The sequence below is a fragment of the Streptomyces sp. NPDC093225 genome (genome assembly GCF_044753805.1).
In the GTDB taxonomy this organism is placed as follows: domain Bacteria; phylum Actinomycetota; class Actinomycetes; order Streptomycetales; family Streptomycetaceae; genus Streptomyces.
On sequence record NZ_JBIVNX010000014.1, the window covers coordinates 164946 to 175463 of the forward strand.

The 10518-nt window shown below is 76.6% G+C and carries 6 protein-coding genes; 5 read left to right on the forward strand and 1 reads right to left on the reverse strand.

The window, feature by feature from the left end; all coding sequences use genetic code 11:
• Positions 1–36 precede the first annotated feature (36 nt).
• Entirely contained in the window at positions 37–1215 is a 1179-nt protein-coding gene (locus ACIQCH_RS15995) for a SchA/CurD-like domain-containing protein (RefSeq protein ID WP_402581276.1), read from the reverse strand.
• Positions 1216–1455: 240 nt separating this feature from the next.
• Between ACIQCH_RS15995 and ACIQCH_RS16000 the strand changes: the two genes are divergently transcribed.
• From ACIQCH_RS16000 to ACIQCH_RS16020, 5 genes are all read left to right on the forward strand, one after another.
• Positions 1456–3093, forward strand: coding sequence for an FAD-dependent oxidoreductase (locus ACIQCH_RS16000; protein ID WP_402581277.1), 1638 nt, complete (start codon positions 1456–1458; stop codon positions 3091–3093).
• Between the two features lie 174 nt (positions 3094–3267).
• Positions 3268–7332, forward strand: a complete 4065-nt coding sequence (locus ACIQCH_RS16005) for a helix-turn-helix domain-containing protein (protein ID WP_402581278.1) — start codon at positions 3268–3270, stop codon at positions 7330–7332.
• A 673-nt stretch (positions 7333–8005) separates the two neighbouring features.
• Positions 8006–8941, forward strand: coding sequence for a C40 family peptidase (locus tag ACIQCH_RS16010; RefSeq protein WP_402581279.1), 936 nt, complete (start codon positions 8006–8008; stop codon positions 8939–8941).
• A gap of 164 nt (positions 8942–9105) precedes the next feature.
• On the forward strand, positions 9106–9513 hold the full coding sequence (locus ACIQCH_RS16015; protein ID WP_402581280.1) for a hypothetical protein: 408 nt from the start codon (positions 9106–9108) through the stop codon (positions 9511–9513).
• A gap of 180 nt (positions 9514–9693) precedes the next feature.
• Positions 9694–10353, forward strand: a complete 660-nt coding sequence (locus ACIQCH_RS16020; protein WP_402581281.1) for an NAD(P)H-binding protein — start codon at positions 9694–9696, stop codon at positions 10351–10353.
• Positions 10354–10518 lie beyond the last annotated feature (165 nt).

The window sequence follows — 10518 nt, forward strand, 5'->3', positions numbered from 1 at the left end:
GAGGGGTGGGATCGGCCGCGGCGGCGGCCGTGGACGTCAGGACTGGGGCGCCCGGCGGTCGGTGACCAGGCGCATGTCGGTACTGCGCAGGAGGCGGGCGATGTCGGCGGGTCCGTCGAGACGGCCGTCCGAGCCGAGGGCGGTGTGGTCGAGGAGCCGGGCCAGGACGGCGGCCTTGCGCGGGCCGTGCACGCCGAGGGCGCGGGCCGGGTCGGCCTCCAGGCTGCCCCGTACGTCGACCAGGCGCACGACGACGTCGTCCCGCTGGAAGATCGTTGCCGCGTACACCGGGTTGCCGGGGTCGTGCGCCGCGGCCGCGTCCTGGCGGGCGAGCAGCCGGGCCAGGGCCATGCCGCAGCCGGGCCGCGCCGGGTAGTACAGGGCGTGCCGCCGGACGCCGGGCTCGTCACCGTCGGCGGGCGGGAGCCCGCCCGGCTCCGCGGAGTGGGGGCGCACGTGGTGGACGGCCGGCAGCGCGGCGCGCATGAAGAACATCCGGGCCGACTCGGCGTCGGTGAGGTCGCGGTCCTGCTCGAGGTAGGGGTTGATGGCCTCCTCGACGGCGCGCACCTCCGGCTGACGGGCGACGTGGCGCAGCGCGGACATCAGGTCGCCGCGCACCTCGACGGCGCGCACCACGCGGTTGCCGTGCATGAAGAGGGAGGTGCGGCACAGGCTCGTGGTGTCGTCGACGCGCGCCTGCGGCGACTGGTATCCGGCGAGGATCTCGGCGACCTTCGCCTCGCTGCCCCGGCGGACCGTGAAGGTGAGGGCGTGGCGGACGATGCCGTCGCCGATGCGGGGCGCCGCCTGGAGCCGGAGGCCGACCGGGGCGGGAGCCGCCTCGGGCCCGCTGCCGGTCTCCCGGAGGATGGTGTAGCGCAGCGAATGGGTGTCGCGCACGCAGGCGCTCAGCGGCCGCACCATGTCCACGTGCTCGTCGCTGTTGACCCAGGCGAGGAAGGGCTCGGCGCTCTCCCACTCGCTGGTGATCAGCCACTGCGCCGGGTTCTCGATGGACTGGCACAGCTGGTCGCTGATGTGCCCGGGTACGGCGGCCATCTGCTCGCACACGTGCTCGTACGCCGTCAGGAACTGCTGCTGGATGCCGTCGTGCAGGTCCATCAGCAGGACCACCCGGAGCCGGGAGCCGTCGAAGGCGGACTGGGAGACCCGTTCCGCCAGACGTGAAAGGGACTGTTCCGTGAGTGTCATCCTGCTCGCGTCTCCTTCGGAAGGCAGGAGCGACCGGCGCGGCCGAGGGCCGGTCACCGTCGACCTCGATCCTGTGCCGGTCCCGGCGGGTCCGCGAGTGGTGTGAACCACCTGGGTGACGTGCGGTGTTGTGCACCAGGTGGGTGATTGCCCGTCCGAAACGGCCCGCGGCCGGGCATGGACATCCCGTCCCCGCACGTCCCGGTCCGTCACCGGAGGATCTGAGGAACGGATGAACTGATGAACGAAGAATTCGACCACCGCGTACCGGTTCTCATCGTCGGCGGGTCCCTGGTGGGCCTGTCCACGTCCCTCTTCCTGGGCCGGCTCGGCGTACGCCACACCCTGGTGGAGCGGCACGCGGGCACCTCCATCCACCCGCGCGGCCGGGGCAACAACGTCCGCACCATGGAGCTGTTCCGGGTGGCCGGCGCCGAGGCCCGGATCCGCCAGGCGGCCTCCGTCCTGGCCGACAACCACGGCATCCTCCAGACGCCCAGCCTGGTCGGCGACGCCGGCGAATGGCTGTTCCGCGAGATCGACCCCGGTGGCGGGCTGGCCCGGTTCAGCCCCAGCGGATGGTGCCTGTGCAGCCAGAACGACCTGGAGCCGGTGCTGCTGGACTGCGCCCTCGACCTGGGCGGCGACCTGCGCTTCGGCTCCGAGATGCTGTCGTTCGACCAGGACGCCGACGGGATCACGGCGCTGGTGAAGAACCGCGACACGGGCGACCACACCACGATCCGCGCCGACTACCTGGTGGCCGCCGACGGACCACGCAGCCCGATCCGCGAGCACCTGGCCATCGGCCAGAACGGCCCCGGCGACCTGTTCCACAACGTCAGCATCACGTTCCGCTCGCGCGGGCTGGCCGAGGCGGTGGGCGACCGCCGCTTCATCGTCTGCTACCTCACCCATCCGGAGGGCGACGGCGCCCTGCTGCCGGTCGACAACCGGGAGAACTGGGTGTTCCACGCGCCCTGGCGGCCCGAGCGCGGCGAGACGCTCGAGGACTTCACCGACGAGCGGTGCGCGGTGCACATCCGGCGCGCGGTCGGCGTGCCCGACCTGGACGTCCAGGTCACCGGCCGGGCCCCGTGGCACGCGGCCGAGCGGGTGGCCGAGCGGTACGGCCGCGGGCGGGTGTTCCTGGCCGGCGACTCCGCGCACGAGATGTCGCCGACCGGCGCGTTCGGCTCCAACACCGGCATCCAGGACGCCCACAACCTGGCCTGGAAGCTGGCCGCCGTGCTCGGCGGCTGGGCCGGCCCCGGCCTGCTGGAGTCGTACGACGCCGAACGCCGCCCCGTCGCCGAGGCCACCAGCGCCCGGGCCACGGCCCGTTCGGCCGAGCACAGCCACCCCGGGTACGAGCCCGCGGGCGGCCCCGGCGGCAAGCAGGGCGGCATCCTCAACGTCGCGCTCGCCTACCGCTACCCGCACGGCGCGGTGGTCGGCACCGACCCGGAGCAGCCGGTGGTGCCGGAGGGCGTCCGGCTGACGGGCGAACCGGGCAGCCGGGCCCCGCACCTGTGGCTGCGGCGCGGCTCCGGGAACCGGCTCTCCACCCTCGACCTGTACGAGCGCTCCCTGGTGCTGCTCAGCGACGCGTCCGAGCAGGGCGGCTGGCACGCGGCGGCGGAGCGGGTCGCGCGCGAGCTGTCCGTCCGGCTGGAGGCGTACCGGATCGGTCCGGACGGGGACCTCGTGCCCGAGGGCGACGCGGACTGGGCGCAGGCGCACGGTACGACGGCGGCGGGCGCGGTCCTGGTGCGGCCGGACGGGTTCGTGGCCTGGCGGTCGTCGCGGGCGGACGCGGGCGCGGACCCGGTGGAGGTGCTGCGCGGGGTCGTCCGGTCGGTGCTGGCACTGGCCTGACGCACCGCCACCCTCCCGACCGTCGGCCGCGGGTCCCTCCGGTACCACCGGGGCCGACGGCGCCGGCGCGGTGCGGGGCGCCGACGGCCGGGAATCAGCCGAACGGGTAACCGTCCGTGCGCGAACGGCGGCGCTCTCGCTAGCGTGAGCAGCCGCAACCGCGCGGAGGCACGTATGGACGGGACACCCGGTCTGTCACCGGAGGGGGCCGAGGGAACCGGTCGGGCCCGGGAGGACGCGGGCCGGCCGGAGGAGTTCGGGCCGGCCCTGCGGCGGGTGCGGGGCGAGCGCGGCCTGTCCCTGGCGGCGCTGGCCCGGCTCGTCCACTACAGCAAGGGCTACCTGAGCAAGATCGAGAACGGCGGCAAGCCGCCCACCGCCGACCTGGCCCGCCGCTGCGACACCGCGCTGGGGGCGGCGGGCGCGCTGGCCCGCCTGGTGCCCGACGTGCCGCCGGCCCGCCGCCCCGAGGCGAGGCCGGGGCCGGGGCCGGGGCCGGGTGACTGTCCGTACCGGGGGCTGAGCGCCTTCGGGACCGAGGACGCGGACTGGTTCTTCGGGCGGGAGCGGGCCACCGCCGCCCTGCTGGACCGGCTCGGGACGCGAGCGGGCACCGGCCCGTTGGCGGTGGTGGCCCCGTCGGGTGCGGGCAAGTCCTCGCTGCTGCGGGCCGGACTGGTGCCCGCCCTGCGGCGGGGCGCGGGCGGCGGGGGGCCCGCCGGTACGGGGGCGTGGCGGGTGGCGGTGTGCACGCCGACCGCACACCCGGTGGCGGAACTCCTGCGGACGCTGGGGTCGGTGGGGGTGCCGCCGCCGGGGGTGCCGGAGTCGGGTCCGGGCGGCACGGGTCCGGGCGCGGGTCCGGAAGCGGGCGCCGCCCAGGCGGTGGGCGCAGGTCCGGGGACGGCTGCGAGGACGGCTCCGAGGACGGCTCCGAACACCGTGCCGGCGCCGGCCGGGGTCGTACTCGTGGTCGACCAGTTCGAAGAGGTCTTCACGCTGTGCCGGGACGAGGCGGAGCGGCGCGCCTACCTCGCCGCCCTGACGTCCCTGGCCGGACCGCGCTCCCCCGACGCGGCCCCCGACCGGGCGGGACCGGACGGCGGCGGCCCGGTGCTCGTCGTCCTGGGCTTACGGGCCGACTTCAGCGGGCGGTGCCTGGCGTACCCGGAGCTGGCCGAGGTGTTCACGCACGGTCTGTACGTCCTCGCCCCCATGACGCCGGAGGAGTTGCGCACGGCCGTGACCGGGCCGGCCGAGCGGGCCGGGCTGCTGCTCGAACCCGGCCTGGTGGAGCTGCTGCTGCGCGATGCGGGCACCGAGGACGGGACCGCCGCCGGCGCGGCGTGGGCGCTGCCGCTGCTCTCCCACGCGCTGCTGGTCACCTGGTACGCCCGGGCGGGCCGCACCCTCACGGTCGAGGGGTACGAGACGACCGGCGGGCTGCGCGGCGCGGTGGCCCGGACCGCGGAAGAGGTCTTCACCGGGCTCGACCGGACCGGGCGCGACGCGGCCCGCCGGATGCTGCTGCGCCTGGTCCACGTGGGCGACGGGGACGTGGAGACCCGGCGCCGGACCGCCCCGGACCGGCTGGCCGCGGGCGTCACGGACCCGCGCGCCGCCGCGGCGGCCCTGGACGCCTTCGTCCGCGCCCGGCTGGTGACGGCCGGCGCGTCGGCGGTGCAGATCAGCCACGAGGCGCTGCTGCGAGCCTGGCCCCGGCTGCGCGACTGGATCCACGACGACCGGGCGGACCTGCTGGTGCACCAGCAGCTCACGGACGCGGCGGCCGGCTGGGTACGGGACGGCCGCGACCCGGAACTGCTCTACCGCGGCAACCGGCTCGCCGCCGCCGAGGAATGGGCGGAGCGGCAGGACGGCAGGCACCCGCCGGGGCCCGTGGAAGCGGAGTTCCTGACGGCCAGCGGGGCCGAGGAACGCCGCCGCCGGCAACGGGCTCTGCGGCAGGCCCGCACGCAGCGCCGGCTGCTGGCCGCGCTCGCCGTCCTGCTCGCGGTGGCGCTGGGCGCGGGCGGGCTGGCGTTCCACCAGCGGTCGAGCGCCCTGCGGGAGCGGGCCGTCGCGCAGTCGCAGGCCATGGCCGAGCGGTCGGGGGCGATCGCGGCCGGGCAGCCGGAGGCCTCGATGCTGCTCGCGGCCCGCGCGTACCGGACCTCTCCCACGACCGAGGCCCGGGGGGCTTTGCTCAGCACCCAGGCGCAGGCGTTCGCCGGGCGGCTGACCGGGCACACCGGCGCGGTGAACGCGGTGGCCTTCGCGCCGGACGGGCGCGTGTTGGCGACGGGCAGCAGCGACGGCACCGTACGGCTGTGGGGCGGATCGGGGTTCCGGTCGTCCGTGGCCGTGCTCACGGGGCACGGCGGCTCGGTGCTGGCGGTGGCGTTCGGAGCCGGCGGTCGGCTGCTGGCCGCCGCGAGCACGGACGGCACGGTGCGGCTGTGGCGGCTGCCGGAGCGCCAGGCGGTGGGCACCCTGTACGGGCACAGCGGCGGGGTCCGCTCGGTGGCCTTCTCCCCCGACGGCACGCGGCTCGTGTCGGGCGGACTGGACGGGACGGTACGGCTGTGGGACGTGGCCGGGCGGCGGCTGACGGACACCCTGCGCGGGCACACGGACGGGGTGTACGGGGTGGCGTTCGCCCCCGACGGGCGACGGGTCGCCTCGGGGGCGGCCGACCGGACCGTACGGCTGTGGGACGTGCCCGGCGCCGAAGCCGGCTCCGGGACCGGGACCGGCGGTCGGCTCGCCGCGACGCTGGCGGGGCACTCCGACGTGGTGCTGGGCGTGGCGTTCGCGCCGGACGGGCGGTCGCTGGCATCGGGGAGCGCGGACCGGACGGTGCGCGTCTGGGACGTGGACGGCCGGGACGGTGACGCGCGCGGCGGCAGCCCAGGTGAAGGCCCCGACGGCGGCCCCGCCACCAGCGCGGACGGACCGGGCGAGGCCGCCGACGCGGCGCGTCGGCCGGTGGTCCTCCGGGGCCACAGCGACGACGTCAACTCCGTGGCCTACACGACCGACGGCACGGCGGTGGTGAGCGCGTCGGGCGACGGGACGGCGAAGGTCTGGGACGCGGCCACGCACCGCGTCACGCAGGTGCTGGCCGGGCACGGCGACTACGTGCTCTCCGTGGCCGTCGGGCCCGATCACCTGCTGGCCACCGGCAGCTTCGACCAGTCCGCGGTGCTCTGGGACACCGGCCGCGGGGCCCTGGTCACCCGGCCGTTCGCGGAGTTGTGGCAGTCCGTCTTCGCCCCGGGCGGCCGCCTGCTCGCCTCGGCGGGCGCCGACGGCGGCGTACGGCTGTGGGACCCCGCGCGCCGGCGGCTCCTCGGCACGCTGACGGGCCACCGGGGCTCGGTGTTCGCGGTGGCGTTCTCCCCCGACGGACGGCTGTTGGCCTCCGCCGGCGCGGACCGGACCGTACGGCTGTGGGACGCCCGCCGGCGGACGCCGCTGGCCGCGCTGACGGGACACGGCGGCGCCGTGTACGCCCTCGCCTTCTCCCCCGACGGCCGGACGCTGGCGTCGGCGAGCGCGGACCGGACGGTCAAGCTGTGGGACACCGCACGGCACCGCCAGGTCACGACGCTGAGCGGGCACCAGGACTTCGTGAACGCGGTGGCCTTCGGCCCGGACGGCCGGCTGCTGGCGACCGGCAGCGACGACCTGACCGTACGGCTGTGGGAGCCGGTCGCCGCCCCGCGGCCCGCGGAGCGCCCGGCGGCCGGGCCCGAGGGACCGGAACGCACCGGTGGCTGGGTGGAGCGGGCGGCGCTGCGCGGGCACCGCGGAGCGGTCCGGAGCCTCTCGTTCGCCCCGGACGGCCGGCGGTTGGCCAGCAGTGGCAACGACGGCGCCGTCCGGGTGTGGGACCTCGCCACGCGCCGGACGGCGGCGACGCTGACCGGGCACGTCGGGGCGGTCCGCGCCGTGGTGTTCGGACCCGGCGGGCACAGCCTGGCGAGCGGCGGCGTCGACGGCACCGTACGGCTGTGGAACGCCGACCGCTTCCGCCTGGAGGCGAGCCTGGCCGGGCACGGCGGGGCGGTGTGGGGCGTGGTGTTCGACCCGGTCGACGGGCGGTTGACGAGCACGGGGACGGACGGGACGGTCCGGCTGTGGTCGCTCGGGGCGAGTTCACGGATCGGCGCCGTCTGCGCACTGGTCGGAGCGGGTGCGCGGGCGCACCCGGGCGGGGAGGCGTGCGACGGCTGACGGACCGAAGCCCCGGGCCCACACCCCACGGGAGTGCCGTCCCGTGGTGCGTGGGGGAGGCGCTTGACGGGGGTGGCAGGCTGGTCCGGAGGCAGGCCCGGGCCGGAGGTGGCCGAAGGCCAGGGCGAAGCCCCGAAGCCTCCGGGGTGGGCCTGCCGCAGGGCCTGCAGGCCCTGCCGGGTCAAGCGCCGAGGGGACCCACGCACCACGGGACGGCCCAGCGGGGCGAGCGAGTGGCCGGGCGAGAGAACACCCCCGCGACCGTGCGGGCGGACGAGCCACCAAGCACACCGGCAGCCGCCCCACCAGGTAGCCGTTCACGGGCCCGCCCCGGCCCTCCGCCCCGGCCCCGGCCCCCCGCCCCGAGCCCGTGACGGCCCCTCAGCGGTACGGCGGACACCGGGGTTTCCCCCGGGGGGTTTCCCGTTTCCCGTGCAGGTGGGAGACACGTGGCGCCTCGACACCGGGGGGCGGCGCGGCCCAGTCTCGGAAGGGCCGGCGGATCAGCCGGTGGCCGCCGGACGAGGCCTTCGGGCCGGGCCGGCCGCGTTCACGGGGAAGGGACACGGGGATGGTCGAGCGGATGCGCGGGGCACGGCGGCGGGCGGTCGGTGCCGCCCTGAGCCGGGAGGCGTTGACACGGGCCACGGGGGGCCGGGGCGACACCCCTCCGATGACGCGGGCCACGGACGGCCCGCCGAGCGGCGGGCCGGCGGGCCGGTGGAGCGGCCTGCGGGCGGGGGCCGCGCTGGCGGCGGCCGCGGTGCTCGTGATGGGGGGCACCGCGTTCGCCGCGCCGGCCGGCGGAGCCGTGCGCGCCACGGCCCCGGAGGCCGGGGCGGGGCCGGCCAGGGCCGCCGCGGAGGGCTGCGGGGTGCTCGCCCCCGGCGCTTCCGCCGTGGCGGAGGCCGCCGTTCGGGCCGTGTGCGAGCAGATCGGCGTCTGGTACACGTGGGGCGGCGGGCACGGACCTCAGCCCGGGCCGACGTACGGTCAGGTCGATCCGAGCGACCCGGCCAGCGAGCACGACCCCGAGCGGCAGGGCTTCGACTGCTCGGGGCTGGTGCGGTACGCGTACGCCCGTGCCACCGGGCGGGACGTCCTGCCCGGCAACGCCCGCCACCAGTTCGACTCCCCGGAGGCCGCGGCCCGGTTCGGCGCCGCGGAGGGGACGGGACCGCTCCTGCCGGGCGACCTGCTGGCCTGGGGCTCGGGGGGCGCGATCCACCACATCGCGGTCTACCTCGGGGCCGGGAAGATGGTCGAGGCCCGGCAGTCCGGCACCCGGATCATGGTGAGCGACGTCCGGCTGGGCGGGGACTACGCGGGCGCGGTGCGGATCGACGGCTCGGCCGCGCAGCCCGGTACGTTCCGCACCTGGGGCACGGACGTGTGGACGCACGGCGAGCCCTCCACCACCAGCGCACGGGTGCACAAGTTCGCCGGCCCGACCACCGTGCGCGTGCAGTGCCAGAAGCACGCCGAGACCGTGACCGCGGACGGCTACACCAACGACGCCTGGTCCTACCTGCCCGAGTACGGGGCCTGGATCACCAACATCTACATCCAGGGACCCGCCTGGCTGGACGGCGTACCCACCTGCCCCTGAGGACCACGGCACGGCTACCCCCACCCACGGCCGTCCTCCACCCACGGCCGATGTTCACCGACGGCCGACGTTCGCCGACGGCCGGCCTTCACACCGTCACGCACGCGCGGTGCCTGACGCACACCCACACCGGGCTCCCCAGGAGCCCCCACCAAGGAGGAACCATGTCCGCACGCAGCCACTTCTCCCTCGCCCTCGCCGCGGTCGCACTCACGGCGGGCCTGGCCGCCACCGGCGTCGGGCCGGCCGCCGCGGTGCCCGCCGTCCCGGTCGTCAAGGCCGCGGAGGCCCCCGCGGCCGCCGCCGAGTGCGGGGTCCGCTCCGACCGCCGCCTGTGGTGCGGCAACCGCGTCGGGGCCAAGGGGTACCAGCACCGGTCGTACGGCTCCGAGGTGCGGGGCCCCCTGAACACGGGCTTCAGCTGGTTCCAGTGCTGGGGCCACGGCGACCGCCACGGCGGCGGCAACGACATCTGGTACTGGACCAAGCTGGACAACGGCCAGTGGGGAAACGTGCCGGCCGTCGACGTCTACACCTCGGTCGACCCCGCTCCGGGCCTGGACCAGTGCTGACGCTCCGCCACACCACCTGCCGGCTGCCCTGACCGGGCCCGGCGACGACGGACGGGCCGCCCCTCCCCCACGGTGGGGCGGCCCGTCCGCCGTGCCGCGGCAGCGCCGGGCCGGTCCTCGGGTACGGCCGAAGTACGCTGCCGCCGATGGTGCGAGAGATCGCCGGCGAAAGGAACACCCGTGACCCGCAGCGCACTCCTGGTGGGAGCGACCGGACTGGTGGGCGGCCAGCTGCTCGCCCGGCTCCTCAGGGATCCCCACTACGACCGGCTCACGGTGCTGGCCCGCCGCCCGCTGACCGTCGACCACCCCCGACTGGACGTACGCGTCGTGGACTTCGACGCGCTCAAGCCGGCTGACGTGCCCGCCGTCGACGACGTCTACGGCGCGCTCGGCACCACCATCCGCAAGGCGGGCACGCAGCAGGCCTTCCGCACGGTGGACCAGCACTACACCGTCGAGGTCGCCCGGATGGCGCACGCGACGGGTGCGCGGCGGATCGCGGTGGTCTCGTCGGTCGGCGCGGCCTCCGCGTCGCGGAACTTCTACCTGCGGGTCAAGGGGGACATGGAGGAGGAGGTGGACGCGGTCGGCTACGAGCAGGTGGAGATCTTCCGGCCGTCGTTCATCCTCGGGCCGCGCGAGGAGCGGCGGACGGCCGAGCGGGTGGGCATGGCGATGGCCACCCTGGTGGCTCCGGTGCTGGTCGGCCCGGCGCAGCCCTACCGCCCGCTGCCCGCCGGCCGCCTCGCGGCCGCGATGATCGCCGCGCTCGCCCGCGGCACGGGCGGTACGGCGGTCCGGACGTACGCGGACGTGGTCGCGCTGACCCCGCAGTAGGCCGGGCGCGTGGGCCGGGGTCGGGGCTTGCTCGCTTCGGGACTTGCTCGCTTCGGGGGTGGGTCCCGTGGTGTGTGGGTCCCCTCGGCGGTTGACAGGGGCGGCCTGCAGGCCCTGCGGCAGGCCCACCCCAGGGGCTTTGGGGCTTCGCCCTGGCCTTCGGCC

Bases quoted from the DNA above. Each gene is read 5' to 3' on its own strand.
- ACIQCH_RS15995 (WP_402581276.1), bottom strand. From the start codon at position 1,215: ATGACACTCACGGAACAGTCCCTTTCACGTCTGGCGGAACGGGTCTCC.
- ACIQCH_RS16000 (WP_402581277.1), top strand. From the start codon at position 1,456: ATGAACGAAGAATTCGACCACCGCGTACCGGTTCTCATCGTCGGCGGG.
- ACIQCH_RS16005 (WP_402581278.1), top strand. From the start codon at position 3,268: ATGGACGGGACACCCGGTCTGTCACCGGAGGGGGCCGAGGGAACCGGT.
- ACIQCH_RS16010 (WP_402581279.1), top strand. From the start codon at position 8,006: ATGACGCGGGCCACGGACGGCCCGCCGAGCGGCGGGCCGGCGGGCCGG.
- ACIQCH_RS16015 (WP_402581280.1), top strand. From the start codon at position 9,106: ATGTCCGCACGCAGCCACTTCTCCCTCGCCCTCGCCGCGGTCGCACTC.